The organism is Pseudomonas sp. GW458-11-26-14-LB4 (assembly GCF_059423925.1).
This window is the reverse complement of record NZ_JBWKYU010000001.1, coordinates 320,821-335,512: the sequence shown is the minus strand read 5'-3', so window position 1 is coordinate 335,512 and position 14,692 is coordinate 320,821. Positions and strand designations below refer to the sequence as shown.

The following is a 14,692-nucleotide window of genomic DNA, read 5'->3' as shown; positions in this document are numbered from 1 at the left end:
GCCGCGCCTTCACCGATAACAAGGAGAATTGGCATGACCAGCAACAACCCGCAAACCCGTGAGTGGCAAGCCCTCAGCAGCGATCACCACCTGGCCCCGTTCAGCGACTTCAAGCAGCTGAAAGAAAAGGGTCCACGGATCATCACCAACGCCAAGGGCGTGTACCTGTGGGACAGCGAGGGCAACAAGATCCTCGACGGCATGGCGGGTCTGTGGTGTGTGGCGATCGGTTATGGACGCGATGAGCTGGCGGATGCTGCCGCCAAACAGATGCGCGAACTGCCTTACTACAACCTGTTCTTCCAGACCGCGCACCCGCCGGCGCTGGAACTGGCCAAGGCCATCGCCGACGTGGCGCCAGAAGGCATGAACCACGTGTTCTTCACCGGCTCCGGTTCCGAAGGCAACGACACCATGCTGCGCATGGTTCGCCACTACTGGGCGATCAAGGGCCAGCCGAACAAGAAAGTCATCATCAGCCGCAAGAACGGCTACCACGGTTCCACCGTGGCAGGCGCAAGCCTGGGCGGCATGACCTACATGCACGAACAGGGCGACCTGCCGATTCCGGGCATCGTCCACATCGCGCAGCCGTACTGGTTCGCCGAAGGCGGCGACATGACCCCGGAAGAGTTCGGGATCTGGGCGGCCAATCAGCTGGAAGAAAAGATTCTGGAAGTCGGCGTCGACAACGTCGGTGCCTTTATTGCCGAGCCGATCCAGGGCGCCGGCGGCGTGATCATTCCGCCAGACACCTACTGGCCGCGCATCAAGGAAATCCTCGCCAAGTACGACATCCTGTTCGTGGCCGATGAAGTGATCTGCGGTTTCGGCCGTACCGGCGAATGGTTCGGCAGTGATTTTTACGACCTCAAGCCACACATGATGACCATCGCCAAAGGCCTGACGTCCGGCTACATCCCGATGGGTGGCCTGATCGTGCGCGACGAAGTGGTGGCGGTGCTCAACGAGGGCGGCGACTTCAACCACGGCTTCACCTACTCCGGTCACCCGGTAGCGGCGGCAGTAGGTCTGGAAAACATCCGGATTCTGCGCGAAGAGAAAATCATCGAACGCGCCCATGAAGAAACGGCACCGTATTTGCAGAAACGTCTGCGCGAACTGAACGATCACCCGTTGGTGGGTGAAGTGCGCGGAGTCGGTCTGCTGGGGGCCATCGAGCTGGTGCAGGACAAGGCCACTCGCAAGCGTTACGAAGGCAAGGGTGTGGGCATGATCTGCCGCCAGTTCTGCTTCGACAACGGGCTGATCATGCGTGCCGTGGGCGACACCATGATCATCGCGCCGCCGCTGGTGATCAGCAAGGCGGAGATCGATGAACTGGTTACAAAGGCACGCAAGTGCCTGGACCTGACCCTGAGTGCGTTGCAGGGCTAAGTGCTAGGCTCTGAGCGATGGAGCTGTTGCGCTGTCGCTCGGAGCTGTCAGAAAGGCTGGTCTTTTCTTGAAAGACCGCCTCGGATCTTGCCAGACTAGCCGCGGTTCCAGTTGTCCGGGTTCGGCCGCTGAACAAAGTGGTTCAAAAAAGAAAAATTTGGAGCATTAACGCATGAAGGCATTAGGCAAAAAGCTCGCTGGCAAGACTCTGCTCGCCATGTCCCTGATGGGCGTGATGGCGGGTGCGGTTCAGGCGGACGACAAGGTGTTGCACGTTTACAACTGGTCCGACTACATCGCGCCGGACACGGTTGCCAATTTCGAAAAAGAGACGGGCATCAAGGTCGTCTATGACGTTTTCGACAGCAACGAAACCCTGGAAGCCAAGCTGCTGGCCGGCAAATCCGGTTACGACATCGTGGTGCCTTCCAACAACTTCCTGGCCAAACAGATCAAGGCCGGCGTTTATCAGGAACTGGACAAGTCCAAGCTGACGAACTGGAAGAACCTCGACGAAGACCTGCTCAAGGCCGTTGGCGACGCCAGCGACCCGGGCAACAAGCACGCGTTCCCGTACATGTGGGGTTCGATCGGCATCGGCTACAACCCGGCCAAGGTCAAGGCTGCACTGGGCATCGACAAGATCGATTCCTGGGACATCGTGTTCAAGCCTGAAAACATCGAGAAGCTGAAAAGCTGCGGTGTGAGCTTCCTCGACGCGCCGACCGAAATGATTCCCGCGGCTCTGCACTATCTGGGCAAGCCGACCAACAGCAAGGACAAGGCTGACCTGAAAGCCGCCGAAGACCTGTTCCTCAAGATCCGTCCTTCGGTGGCTTACTTCCACTCCTCGAAGTACATCTCGGACTTGGCCAACGGCAACATCTGCGTGGCGGTCGGCTACTCGGGTGACCTGGAACAATCCAAGACCCGCGCCAAGGAAGCCGGTGACAAGGTCAAACTGGCCTACACCATTCCGAAAGAAGGTGCCGGTACTTTCTACGACATGGTCGCCATTCCCAAGGATGCCGAAAACGTCGAAGCCGCCTACAAGTTCATGAACTACCTGCTCGAGCCGAAAGTGATGGCCGAAATCACCAACGCCGTGCGTTTCCCGAACGGCAACAAGGCGGCCACCGCCCTGGTGGACAAGGAAATCACCAGCGATCCGAGCATCTACCCTTCGGCTGAAGTGAAGAAGCAGCTCTATGCGATCAGCGATCTGGACGCGCCTACCCTGCGCCTGATCACTCGCAGCTGGACCAAGATCAAATCCGGTAAATAAGCCGGTTTGAAGCAGTCACCGCTGGCCGTCGCCTTCACCCGGGCGGTCAGCGGTGCAATTAAATGACAGAAAGTTTTGCTGGAACGGTTTTTCGAAGGTAAGTTGCGCGCCGGTTTTGTTGCCGGGCAACCGTGACTGTCATGCAGCACGGGGCAACTTGGGCCCAACTAAATTAGAGGACCTCCACTTGCCTATTTTTTCTTCTTTGCGCAATGCCCTGCTGGCCGCTGCCGGCCTGACGTTCGCTGTCGGTGCCCAAGCCGCCGGTACTGTGCATATTTATAACTGGTCGGATTACATCGGCGAGACCACCCTGGCCGATTTCCAGAAAGACACCGGGATCAAACCGGTCTACGACGTGTTCGACTCCAACGAAACCCTGGAAGGCAAACTGCTCGCCGGGCGTACCGGCTACGACGTGGTCGTGCCGTCGAACCACTTCCTCGGCAAGCAGATCAAGGCGGGGGCATTCCAGAAGCTCGACAAGGCGCAACTGCCGAACTATTCCAACCTCGATCCGGTGCTGCTCAAGCGCCTGGAACAGAACGATCCGGGCAACCTGTACGCCGTACCGTACCTGTGGGGCACCAACGGCATCGGCTACAACGTCGACAAAGTGAAAGCCGTGCTCGGCGTCGACAAGATCGACTCCTGGAGCGTGCTGTTCGAGCCGGAGAACATCAAGAAGCTGCACAGCTGCGGCGTGGCGTTCCTCGATTCGGCCGATGAAATGATGCCGACCGTGCTCAACTACATGGGCCTGAACGCCAACAGCACCAATCCCAAGGATTACGAGAAGGCCACGGCCAAACTGCTGGCGGTGCGTCCGTATGTGACCTACTTCCATTCCTCGAAATACATCGGCGATCTGGCCAACGGCGACATCTGCGTGGCCATCGGTTTCTCCGGCGACATCTTCCAGGCCAAGAATCGCGCCGAAGAAGCCAAGAAGGGCGTGAACATCGCCTACTCGATCCCGAAAGAGGGCGGCGCGCTGTGGTTCGACATGCTGGCGATTCCGAAGGATTCGGCCAACGTCAAAGAGGCCCACGCCTTCATCAACTATTTGCTGAAACCTGAGGTGATCGCCCAGGTCAGTGATTACGTCGGTTACGCCAACCCCAACCCGGGTTCGGACAAGCTGATGGAGCAGTCCATCCGCACCGACGAGTCGGTTTATCCACCGCAGGCCGTGCTCGACAAGACCTACGTGTCGATCGAGTTGCCGCCGAACATTCAGCGTTTGATGACCCGCAGCTGGACCAAGGTCAAGTCGGGTAAATAGCTTCAACGTACAAACTATCCTGGGTTCGTCTTGCGTGGGCGAACTGCACTCTTTTTTTCTGGGAGTTTTGTAAATGGCAGTTGCCTCCGGCGCCTATAAGAAAGCCCTCGAGGGCGACCAGACACCGAAACAGGTGCTGGTCAAAATCGACCGGGTCACGAAGAAGTTCGACGAGACGGTTGCCGTGGACGATGTGTCCCTGGAAATCAAGAAGGGCGAAATCTTCGCCCTGCTCGGCGGTTCGGGCTCGGGCAAATCCACTCTGCTGCGGATGCTGGCAGGGTTTGAACGGCCCACGGAGGGGCGCATTTTCCTCGACGGCGTCGACATCACCGACATGCCGCCGTACGAGCGACCGATCAACATGATGTTCCAGTCCTACGCCCTGTTCCCGCACATGACCGTGGCGCAGAACATCGCTTTCGGCCTGCAACAGGACAAGATTCCCAAGGCCGAGATCGACGCCCGCGTGGCCGAGATGCTCAAGCTGGTGCAGATGAGCCAGTACGCCAAGCGCAAGCCGCACCAGTTGTCCGGCGGTCAGCGTCAGCGTGTGGCGCTGGCGCGTTCGCTGGCCAAGCGGCCGAAACTGCTGCTGCTCGACGAGCCGATGGGCGCACTGGACAAGAAACTGCGTTCGCAAATGCAGCTCGAGCTGGTTGAGATCATCGAGCGCGTGGGCGTGACCTGCGTGATGGTGACCCACGACCAGGAAGAGGCCATGACCATGGCCGAGCGCATCGCGATCATGCACCTGGGCTGGATCGCCCAGATCGGCAGCCCGATCGACATCTACGAAACCCCGACCAGCCGTCTGGTCTGCGAATTCATCGGTAACGTGAACATCTTCGAAGGCGAAGTGATCGACGATGCCGAAGGCCACGCGACCATCACCTGCAAGGACCTCGACCGGCAGATCTACGTCGGCCACGGCATCAGCACCTCGGTGCAGGACAAGTCCGTGACCTACGCGATCCGTCCGGAAAAACTGCTGGTCACCGCCGACCAGCCGACCTGCGAATACAACTGGTCGAGCGGCAAGGTGCATGACATCGCCTACCTCGGCGGTCACTCGGTGTTCTACGTCGAATTGCCGAGCGGCAAGCTGGTGCAGTCGTTCGTGGCCAACGCCGAACGCCGTGGCGCACGTCCGACCTGGGGCGATCAGGTTTACGTGTGGTGGGAAGACGACAGCGGCGTGGTACTTCGCTCATGAACATGCGCAAATTCAAACGCCGGCTCAATCGAATAATTCCCGGTGGCCGCCAGTTGGTCATCGGGGTTCCGTTCATCTGGCTGTTCCTGTTCTTCATGCTGCCGTTCTTCATCGTTTTGAAGATCAGCTTCGCCGAAGCGGACGTGGCCATCCCGCCGTACACCGAGATCTACACCTACGCCGAGCAGAAGCTGCAACTGCTGCTGAACCTGGGCAACTACGCAATGCTCGGCGACGACGAACTGTACATCGCCGCCTACCTCGGCTCGCTGAAGATGGCATTTTTCAGCACGCTGCTGTGCCTGTTGATCGGTTACCCGATGGCCTACGCCATCGCCAGCGCCCGCAAAGAGCTGCAAACGGTGCTGGTGCTGCTGATCATGATGCCGACCTGGACCGCGATCCTGATCCGCGTCTATGCCTGGATGGGCATCCTCAGCAACAACGGCCTGCTCAACGGTTTCCTGATGAGCATGGGCTTGATCGACGAGCCGCTGCAGATCCTCAACACCAACCTGGCGGTGTACATCGGCGTCGTCTACTCGTACCTGCCGTTCATGATCCTGCCGCTGTACGCCAACCTGGTGAAGCACGACACCAGCCTGCTGGAGGCCGCTTCCGACCTGGGTTCGAGCACCTTCAACAGCTTCTGGAAAATCACCGTGCCGCTGTCCAAAAACGGCATCATCGCCGGCTGCATGCTGGTGTTCATCCCGGTGGTGGGCGAGTTCGTGATCCCGGAACTGCTGGGCGGTCCGGAAACCCTGATGATCGGTAAAGTGCTCTGGCAAGAGTTCTTCAACAACCGTGACTGGCCGGTGGCGTCCGCCCTGGCGGTGGTGATGCTGGCGATCCTGATCGTGCCGATCATCCTGTTCAACCGCAGTCAGGCCAAGGAAATGGAGGGTAAAGAATGAAGCGCTTCCGTTTCTCCAGCCTGATGCTGGTGCTCGGCCTGTTGTTCATCTATCTGCCGATGCTGATTCTGGTGATCTACTCGTTCAACGCCTCGAAACTGGTGACGGTGTGGGGCGGCTGGTCGGTGAAGTGGTACGTCGGCCTGCTCGACAACTCGCAACTGATGGGCTCGGTGGTGCGCTCGCTGGAAATCGCCTGCTACACCGCGATTGCCGCCGTGGCGCTGGGTACGCTGGCAGCCTTCGTGCTGACCCGCATCACCCGTTTCAAGGGCCGCACGCTGTTCGGCGGCCTGGTCACCGCGCCGCTGGTAATGCCTGAAGTGATTACCGGTCTGTCGCTGTTGCTGCTGTTCGTGGCGATGGCGCAGATGATCGGCTGGCCACAGGAGCGGGGCATCGTCACCATCTGGATCGCTCACACCACGTTCTGTGCGGCGTATGTGGCGGTGGTGGTGTCGGCGCGTCTGCGCGAGCTGGACCTGTCGATCGAAGAAGCGGCGATGGACCTCGGCGCGCGTCCGTGGAAGGTGTTCTTCCTGATCACCATCCCGATGATCGCGCCGTCGCTGGCAGCGGGCGGCATGATGTCGTTCGCGCTGTCGCTGGACGACCTGGTATTGGCGAGCTTCGTGTCGGGGCCGGGTTCGACGACCCTGCCGATGGAAGTGTTCTCGGCGGTGCGTCTGGGCGTGAAGCCTGAGATCAACGCCGTGGCCAGTCTGATTCTGCTGGCGGTGTCGCTGGTGACCTTCCTGGTCTGGTTCTTCAGCCGCCGTGCCGAAGAAGCTCGCAAGAAAGCGATTCAGCAGGCCATCGAAGAAGGCGCTGCGGATTCGTGGAAGCAACCGGACGTGCGCCGGGCGCCGACGCCGGAAGCGGCGTAAGCCTCCCGGTACAAAAAAACCTCGCGACCGATAACGGTCGCGAGGTTTTTTTATGCCGGTCAGGAAACCCAGGGCGACTGGCGAATCACTTCGACGAAGTTCATCGGCTTGAATCCCGGCGCTTGATCCTTCAACACATCGGTCTTCACATTGCCGAACGTAGTCTGCGGGCGATGACGCAAGCCATCGGCGAACGCGCAGATGATGCACTCCTTGAAACCTTCGCCCCGTGGATGCGCATGCACCACCGCCTCGCGCTGCACCGTGGTGAACGCCGCGTAGTCCATGCCCAGCACGTCCATCTCGACGCCTGCGGTCACCAGCGCCACGGTCGGGCGCAGATGCTTCGGCACCCCCGGCGTGGTGTGCAGGGCGATCGACAACCAGACCTGCTCGATGTCGTCATCGCTCAACCCGTACGGCTTGAGAAACGCGGCGGCTGCGTTGGCGCCATCGACTTCGAAGCGCTCGTCATCGCTGCGGTGACCTTCGACCAGACCCAGGTCGTGGAACATCGCGCCGACGTACAGCAGTTCCGGATCGTAGGCCAGTTGCTGGCGCTCACCGCTCAAGGCGCCGAACAGAAATACCCGGCGCGAGTGGTGGTAAAGCAGGTCGGATTCGATGTCGCGGATGTACTCGGTGGTGGCCCGGGCGAGGGCGCTGTCGGGGATCCGGATACCGGCGATGGTCGTGGTCATGTTGAGCTTCCTCGTCGAAAACGCCGTCACGGCGCTGATGGGGAAAGTCTGTTCCCGGGGGCAAAACCGGACAATCGATCCATGGCTGCGATCCTTGCCATTCCACCTGCAAATCGTGCCAGCTCGCTTCTGCGGCGAGGATTGGCTAGGGTTGGCGCTGATCCGCCATTCCCCGGGAGCCGACATCGCCATGAACAGAACCGTCGCCATCGTGGTGTTCCCCGGCGTGCAGGCGCTGGACGTCAGCGGGCCGATGGACGTGTTCGCCGAGGCCAACCGCTTCCTGGCGCCGGAGGATCATTACCGGCTCGACGTGATCGGTGTCGAGCGCGGGTCGATGGCGTGTTCCAACGGGCTGACCCTGAGTGCGCATCGGCATTTCAGCGAAGCGTTGCAGGTTTACGATTTGCTGCTGGTGGCGGGTGGGCCGCAGTTGCCGTTCCTGGATTTCGGCGAGACGTTTGATGCCTGGCTGTGTGAGGCCTGTGGGCGGGCGCGGCGTTTTGGCTCGATCTGCAACGGCGCGTTCATGCTCGCCCGTGCCGGGTTGCTGGACGGGCGCACGGTCACCACCCACTGGAACGACGCCGAAGCGCTGGCGCAGTTGTGCCCGTCGAGCCGGGTCGAGGCTGATCGGTTGTATGTCGAGGACGGCCAGCTCTACACCTCGGCGGGGGTGACGGCGGGGATCGATCTGTCGCTGTACCTGCTGGCGCGAGATCACGGGGCCGAGGTGGCGCTGAGCGTGGCCAAGCGGCTGGTGGTGTTCACCCAGCGCTCGGGCGGGCAGTCGCAGTTCAGCCCGTTCCTTACGCCCCATGCCGAGCCGACGTCGGCGGTGGCGATGGTGCAGCTGTATGTGCTGGCCAATCTCACCGGCGACCTGACCATCGCCGATCTGGCGAACGCGGCGAACATGAGTGCGCGAAATTTCTCTCGGGTGTTTGCCCGCGAAGCGAAAGTCACCCCGGCGGAATTCGTCGAGCGGGCGCGGGTGGATGCGGCGCGGGTGATGCTTGAAAGCACCACGGCGCCGCTGAAGACCGTGGCCTATCAGTGCGGGTTTCGCGATGCGCAACATATGCGCAGTGTGTTCAACCGGCGGCTGGGGGTGACGCCGCAGCAATTCCGGCTGAATTTTGCGGCGATGCTTTGAGCCGAGGTTGGCTTGAGACCGCTACCCCCTCACCCCAGCCCTCTCCCCGAGGGAGAGGGGGCCGATTGGGGGATATTGGAGAGATACGCCGACCTGAACGATCTGCTGTGAATCCATAATCGACTCCGATCTTTCAGGTCGACGTATGACGCAAGACACCTCGGTTGGCTCCCTCTCCCTCGGGGAGAGGGCTGGGGTGAGGGCGGCTTTTATGGCTCAGCCCGCTTTGGCAGCAGCTTCAGAGTACTCCGAGTATTCGCCGTCACCTCTTCCTCACTGAAATGCGCCTGCACATACATCCCGTCCACATACGCTTCCGCCTGATCGTCATAGTGGCTGTCGAACGGCACGCCGCTCTGGCCGACCGGGTTGATGGTCAGGCTGTGAGCCGGGTCGGCGAAGTCCACCAGCCGACGGGTCGACGGGCCGTAGGTCACCGGCCACGGCGCGGGGCCGATCTTCGCCGAGAGGTTGTTCGGCACTTCATGTGAGCCCGGTGCGGCGAACGGACCGACGTTGAAAATGCGGTCCAGCGGTTTCTGCTGGCCCAGCGGATGACCATGGGTCAGCGTGTGCGCCTTGCCCCATTGCCAGCCGGAAGCATCGTCGCCGAGGGTCGATTTCAGGTGCGCCATGCTCGCTTGCCACGCTGTGCGCACAGTGTCGGCGCGGGTTTCCTTGTTCGGCGTGCTGCGGTTGTCCCACCACGGTGAATCGGCATTCGCCGCGAGCCGGGGCAGCGCCGCATCGATCACTCGGGTCGACAGCAGGGTTTCGAAGAAATCATTGCCCAGCTCATCGCGCATTGCCGCGTCGGCGAGGTTGAACAGGAACTGGTTGAACACCGTCGCACTGACTGAATCCAGCGGATAGTCGCCTTGCCATTGGGCCAGTTGTTCGATCAGCTTCTGCTCGGCGGGATTGCCCGCCACTTCACGCAGCACCGGCAGCAACGGCGCCAGCAGACGCGGGCCATAACCGGTGGCGGTGCCCAGTTGCAGCTTCTGGTTGGCCTCGTTGTCCCACTTCACGTTTTTGTCGGCGAGCTGGCGGTAGAGCTGTTGGCCACGGTCAGCGAGGTTGTAGTAACCGGGAATCTCCATGCCGGTCGGCGACACGGGCTGGAAGTTGGCCGAGACGATATAGCCCCGCGCCGGGTTCTCCTCCTGCGGGTTGGCGCTGAACGGGAAGTAGCCGTCCTTGTCCGCCTGATTGCTGTTGCCGTCGAGAATGAAGCCAGGCTTCACGCCGGCCGGCCTCTTGGGCAATAGCGCCGAGGCCCACCAGGCGATATCGCCCTTGGCGTTGGCGTAGACGATGTTCAGCCCCGGCGCCTGCACCTTGGCGGCTGCGGCACGAGCCTTGGCCAAGGTGTCGGCGCGGTTAAGCTGGTAGAAACCTTCGAGGATCGGGTTCGGTGTTTCGAGGAACGCCCACCACATCGCAATCGGAGTTTTCCCTGCGGCTGTACCGAGGGCGTCGTTGACGATCGGCCCGTGGGGCGACTGGCGCAGGGTTATGGTCACCGGCGTCTGGCCTTTCACGGCGATCTGCTGCTCGGTCTTGACCATGTCGGTCCACTGGCCGCGATACCAGACCTGATCCGGGTTGTCCGGATTGACCTTCTCGGCGATCAGATCCAGGTCATCGTTCTGGAACATGGTCAGGCTCCAGCCGAAATCCAGGTTGTGGCCGAGAAACGCAAACGGCACCAGCGCCTGATGATGGCCGTAGAGTTCAAAACCCGGCGCCGACAGCTGCGCCTCGTACCACACCGACGGCACCGAAAAACGAATGTGCGGATCGCCGGCCAGCAAGGGCTTGGCGCTCTTGCTGTGGCTGCCGGCGATCACCCAGGCGTTGCTGCCTTCGAACTGCGGCAGACCGTTGTCGATCAATGCCTGTTCGCTGACGCGGGCGAGGGTGTTCAGGTCTTTCCAGTCTTCGGCGGCGAGGGCCGGTGCGGTGCCGGCGTGGCCTTTGGCGAGCACGCCCTTGGGCTGCCAGTCGAGGTCGAAGACGTTGAGGTAATCGGCGCCCAATTGATCGCGCACGTAGGTCAGCAACGGTTCGGTGCGAAACGCGGCGGCAAAGCTGTAGGCCATGTAGCCGGCGACGCTGATGCTGTCCTCGGCGGTGAACGGCCGCTTGGGGATGCCCAGCACGTCGAACTCGACAGGGGCGGCGTGCGAGTCCTGATATTGATTGATGCCGTCCAGATAGGCTTGCAGGGCCTTCCACGCCGGTGACTGCTTGTCGAGGCCGGCCACGTAACTGGCGGCCCGCTCGCGGATGCGCAGGCTGCGGAACAGCTTGTCGGTGTCGAGCAGTTTCGGCCCGAGCACTTCGGCCAGTTCGCCCCGGGCCAGACGGCGCATGGCTTCCATCTGAAACAGGCGATCCTGGGCGTGCACATAGCCGAGGGCGCGGTAGAGGTCGGTCTCGTTTTCGGCACGGATGTGCGGCACACCGCGCTCGTCGTAACGCACGGTCACCGACCCTTGCAGGTTGCGCAACTCCACCTGGCCCTGACGCGTCGGTTGCTTGCTGTAGACATACCACCCGCCAGCGGCGAGCAGGACAACGATGAGCAAGGCAAGAACGGTGAAGACGCGTTTCATGGTGACTCCTTGTGCATTCGGGATTGCCGCCCGTGCGGGCTGCAAACAATTAGCACACGCCTCGTGTGCTGCGCATCGCCGTCCTTGAAATGTCCGGAATGCCTTACTTCTTCTCGGCCGGCCACGGGCAGTAACAACCGACCGCCAGCGTATGAGTCGCATTGACCGGACGATCATCACTCAAGGCTTGCAGGATCGGTTCGATAAAACTGTTGCTGGAGTTGCACGTCAGGCCTTCGCTGTAGGGGCCGAAGTACGCCAGTCTGCCGCTGCGGTCCCAGATCGCCACGGCCGGGCTGGCGGGAATCTGTTCGGAGCCGGGCAGGACCGTGATGGTTTTGAGATTGCTGAGGGTGGCGGGCAACTGGCCGTGGCTGCCGGCCTTCTGCACCGCGAAGAATTCCACGCCCTTGGGGCCGAACTGTTCGACCATCTCGCTCAGGTGCTGTTGATTGCCGACGTTGCACGGGCAGGCGGGATCCCAGAAGTGCACCAGACGGATATTGCCGGGGCCGGCGAGGTCGTCGGGCAGGCGCAACGGGTCGCCGGAAAACACAGCGGTGTGTTCGCTGAACGCCCGCAGGTAGCGGCCCTGAAACCAGTCGTACGCGGCCCACAGCACGCCGGCACACACGATGGCGAGCAGGCTGGCAAACAGTGCGGTGCGGTAGGGCGAACGCATGGTTTTGATTCCTTGAGAGCGCGCTAGCTTGCCATGCTTGCCGCGACAGATGAATATCGCAGGCCGATAAAGTCCGTTTACCGTTCTGGAATTGCCCATGTCTGTTGCCTTCGATCCCGATCATCTGCGTGCGAGCCTCAAGCCTCTGGCCGAGTGGCAGCCGTTGTCCGAGGAGGCGAAGGCGTATCAGCGTTTCTACAAGACCGACTTTCCGGAGCGCGATGTCTGGCGTGGGATGGGCCGGTTCGACATCGATGGCTATCAACTGGTCAGTCATTGCTGGTGGCCGGCGGAAACCGCCAAGGCCACGCTGTTTCTGGTGCACGGTTTTTATGATCACACTGGTCTTTACCGGCATGTGATCGAGTGGGCGCTGGATCAGGGCTTCGCGGTGATTGCCTGCGATCTGCCGGGGCATGGTCTGTCCAGCGGCGAGCGGGCGAGCATCCGCGACTTCTCCGAGTATCAGGATGCGCTGCAAGGCTTGTTCGCCGAGGCGCGCTCGATTGCCCTGCCGCAGCCGTGGCACTTGTGCGGGCAAAGCACCGGCGGGGCGATCATTGTCGATCACGTGCTCAATCATGGTGAAAACAGCCCGGCGCAGGGGCAACTGATTCTGCTGGCGCCGCTGGTGCGTCCGCGTGCCTGGGGCTGGTCGCAGTTCAGTTATTACCTGCTCAGGCCTTTTGTCAGGGGCATCGCCCGGCGTTTCAGCGAGAACTCCAACGATCCGGATTTCCTGCCGTTCCTGCAGGCTGATCCGTTGCAGCCCAAACGCTTGCCGACTGCCTGGGTCGGGGCGTTGTCACGCTGGATCAACCGGGTCGAATACGCGAAGAAAAGTCCACGCCGGCCACTGATCGTTCAGGGCCAGGCGGACATGACCGTGGACTGGCAGCACAACCTGCAAGTGATGAAGTGGAAGTTCGACCGGCCGCAGATTCTGTTGCTGGCCGAGGCGCGGCATCACCTGGCCAACGAGACGGCGGAAATGCGCGAGGAGTATTTCGAGTTCCTGAGCAAGCGGATCAAGGGCCGCAACCCCTAGATCACTGACTGAGGTTCGAGGTGCTCTGGCCGACGGCCAGCCCGGCGCGAATCGCGGCCAGCGCGGCCTGATAGTAGGCTTTGCCTTCGGTGGATTCAGCAAAGGTCGCGAACTCTTCCAGTTCTTCATCCGACAGATCGCGATAAACGTATAGCAGCGTGTTGTTCAGGTCGGCACCGATCTGATCCATCAGGCGCTGGCGTTGACCATTCAACATGCCTTGGGCCTGACCGCCGCCGAGCAGGCCGGGGATCATCGAGCTCAGGCTGTCCGCCGCCACGCCGGCAATCGCCAGGCTGACTTCGGCACCGGCTTCACGGGCGGGCAGGGCTTGGGCGAGGTGACCGATGATCAGCAGGCGGCTGTCGCTGGCCGGCATCTTCGGCAGGCCCTTGGCGTTTTTTGCCAATTGATCGCGGCGGGTCGCCAGCAGTTCGGCGGCGACGATCTTCTTGCCCAGCGGTGACTGAAAGAACGACAGGGCCGGTTTCGGATCGGCGAGGTTCTTGCGCAGCTGCGCTTCGGCCCGTTGATCCACGGCCTGAGGGGCGAAGCGCTGGTTGCTGTTGTTCACCAGCGCCTGAAACACCGCCGGCGGCAGGCTGTTCTGGTAACGCTGCTGCGCGGCACTCAGGGCGTCGTTGAAATGCGCGCGTTGTTCTGGCCAGCCGGCGACCTTGTACAACTGGTCGTGGCCGTCCGCCCAGGCGGGCAAAACGCAGAACATCAACAGTGAAAAAAGCAAACGGCGCATAAGGACTCCTGTCGGCAGCCGACTATTCTCCGTGCGGTGCCAGTACTTGTCGAGAATTCGTATCAAGCCGCCGCGTGGCTCTGTCGGATTTCTTGCCGCAGGCATACTATGCGCGCCATGCAAATATCCTCTGATCACCCGCTGCTGTTACGTATCGTCGACGACCTGGCCGAGCGCGGCTGGTCGCAGCAGAACATTTTCCTGCCTGCGGATTTGACCCGCGCACTGGCGGCCGAGTGCCGCAAACGTGACGCCGAAGGTGAACTGGCGCCGGCGGGGGTCGGACGTGGCCCGTTTTCGGAGATCCGCGAGGGGATTCGTGGCGACCATATCCAGTGGATCGACCCCGGTCAGGCCGAGGCCAGTGACCGCTACCTGAACCTGATGGACAGCTTGCGCGAAGCGCTCAACCGGGGCCTGTTCCTCGGGCTTGAAGACTTCGAGTGCCACTTCGCCCTGTACCCGCCGGGTGCGTTCTACCGCAAGCACGTCGACCGTTTCCGCGACGATGACCGGCGCATGGTCTCGGCGGTGATCTACCTCAATGACGGCTGGCTGCCGGAGGATGGCGGGCAACTGCGCATGTACCTGGAGAATGAGCGCGTTCACGACGTACAGCCTACAGGCGGGTGTCTGGTGGTGTTTCTCTCCGGCGAAGTCCCTCATGAAGTGTTGCCGGCCAATCGCGAGCGGCTGTCGCTGACAGGCTGGTTCCGCCGCCGTGGCAACGAGCCGTTCTGAG

Annotated in this window: 13 protein-coding genes; 9 read left to right on the top strand and 4 right to left on the bottom strand. The window is 61.5% G+C overall.

The window, feature by feature from the left end; translation table 11 throughout:
- Nucleotides 1-33 precede the first annotated feature (33 nt).
- The 6 genes from AC07XZ_RS01510 (at nucleotide 34) to AC07XZ_RS01485 (ending at nucleotide 6,988) form a co-directional block, all read left to right on the top strand.
- Entirely contained in the window at nucleotides 34-1,398 is a 1,365-nt protein-coding gene (locus AC07XZ_RS01510) for an aspartate aminotransferase family protein (RefSeq protein ID WP_039765388.1), read from the top strand.
- Nucleotides 1,399-1,570: 172 nt separating this feature from the next.
- Nucleotides 1,571-2,683 (top strand): polyamine ABC transporter substrate-binding protein, encoded by a 1,113-nt coding sequence (locus tag AC07XZ_RS01505; protein WP_085746731.1) that lies wholly within the window; start codon nucleotides 1,571-1,573, stop codon nucleotides 2,681-2,683.
- A gap of 187 nt (nucleotides 2,684-2,870) precedes the next feature.
- Entirely contained in the window at nucleotides 2,871-3,968 is a 1,098-nt protein-coding gene (locus AC07XZ_RS01500) for a polyamine ABC transporter substrate-binding protein (RefSeq protein ID WP_102685818.1), read from the top strand.
- Nucleotides 3,969-4,041: 73 nt separating this feature from the next.
- Complete coding sequence (locus AC07XZ_RS01495; RefSeq protein ID WP_007953506.1) at nucleotides 4,042-5,184, top strand: ABC transporter ATP-binding protein; 1,143 nt, start codon at nucleotides 4,042-4,044, stop codon at nucleotides 5,182-5,184.
- 35 nt (nucleotides 5,185-5,219) lie between these two features.
- Nucleotides 5,220-6,101 carry an ABC transporter permease subunit gene (locus AC07XZ_RS01490; RefSeq protein WP_170844921.1) on the top strand — a complete coding sequence of 294 codons (882 nt, stop codon included), beginning with the start codon at nucleotides 5,220-5,222 and terminating at the stop codon, nucleotides 6,099-6,101.
- Nucleotides 6,098-6,988: an ABC transporter permease subunit gene (locus tag AC07XZ_RS01485; protein ID WP_007953503.1), complete on the top strand. Its 891-nt coding sequence runs from the start codon at nucleotides 6,098-6,100 to the stop codon at nucleotides 6,986-6,988. Before AC07XZ_RS01490 ends, AC07XZ_RS01485 begins: the two co-directional genes overlap by 4 nt.
- A 59-nt stretch (nucleotides 6,989-7,047) precedes the next feature.
- Here AC07XZ_RS01485 and AC07XZ_RS01480 read toward each other — a convergent pair whose 3' ends face one another.
- Nucleotides 7,048-7,689, bottom strand: coding sequence for an HD domain-containing protein (locus AC07XZ_RS01480; protein ID WP_039765393.1), 642 nt, complete (start codon nucleotides 7,687-7,689; stop codon nucleotides 7,048-7,050).
- 190 nt (nucleotides 7,690-7,879) lie between these two features.
- Here AC07XZ_RS01480 and AC07XZ_RS01475 point away from each other — a divergent pair, with 190 nt between their 5' ends.
- A complete protein-coding gene (locus AC07XZ_RS01475; protein ID WP_102685890.1) occupies nucleotides 7,880-8,845 on the top strand; it encodes a GlxA family transcriptional regulator in 966 nt (321 codons plus the stop codon).
- 209 nt (nucleotides 8,846-9,054) lie between these two features.
- Here AC07XZ_RS01475 and AC07XZ_RS01470 read toward each other — a convergent pair whose 3' ends face one another.
- Nucleotides 9,055-11,466: a penicillin acylase family protein gene (locus AC07XZ_RS01470; protein WP_102685817.1), complete on the bottom strand. Its 2,412-nt coding sequence runs from the start codon at nucleotides 11,464-11,466 to the stop codon at nucleotides 9,055-9,057.
- Nucleotides 11,467-11,569: 103 nt separating this feature from the next.
- Nucleotides 11,570-12,148, bottom strand: a complete 579-nt coding sequence (locus AC07XZ_RS01465; protein ID WP_085746729.1) for a DUF6436 domain-containing protein — start codon at nucleotides 12,146-12,148, stop codon at nucleotides 11,570-11,572.
- Nucleotides 12,149-12,245: 97 nt separating this feature from the next.
- On the opposite strand from AC07XZ_RS01465, the gene bipL reads away from it, so the two are divergent.
- Complete coding sequence (gene bipL, locus AC07XZ_RS01460) at nucleotides 12,246-13,196, top strand: phospholipase BipL (protein WP_102685816.1); 951 nt, start codon at nucleotides 12,246-12,248, stop codon at nucleotides 13,194-13,196.
- Between the two features lies 1 nt (nucleotide 13,197).
- On the opposite strand, the gene AC07XZ_RS01455 is transcribed toward bipL, so the two are convergent.
- Nucleotides 13,198-13,950 (bottom strand): DUF2059 domain-containing protein, encoded by a 753-nt coding sequence (locus AC07XZ_RS01455; protein ID WP_039765403.1) that lies wholly within the window; start codon nucleotides 13,948-13,950, stop codon nucleotides 13,198-13,200.
- 108 nt (nucleotides 13,951-14,058) lie between these two features.
- Between AC07XZ_RS01455 and AC07XZ_RS01450 the strand changes: the two genes are divergently transcribed.
- Nucleotides 14,059-14,691 (top strand): 2OG-Fe(II) oxygenase, encoded by a 633-nt coding sequence (locus tag AC07XZ_RS01450; protein WP_085746727.1) that lies wholly within the window; start codon nucleotides 14,059-14,061, stop codon nucleotides 14,689-14,691.
- The last annotated feature ends 1 nt before the right edge of the window (nucleotide 14,692 follow it).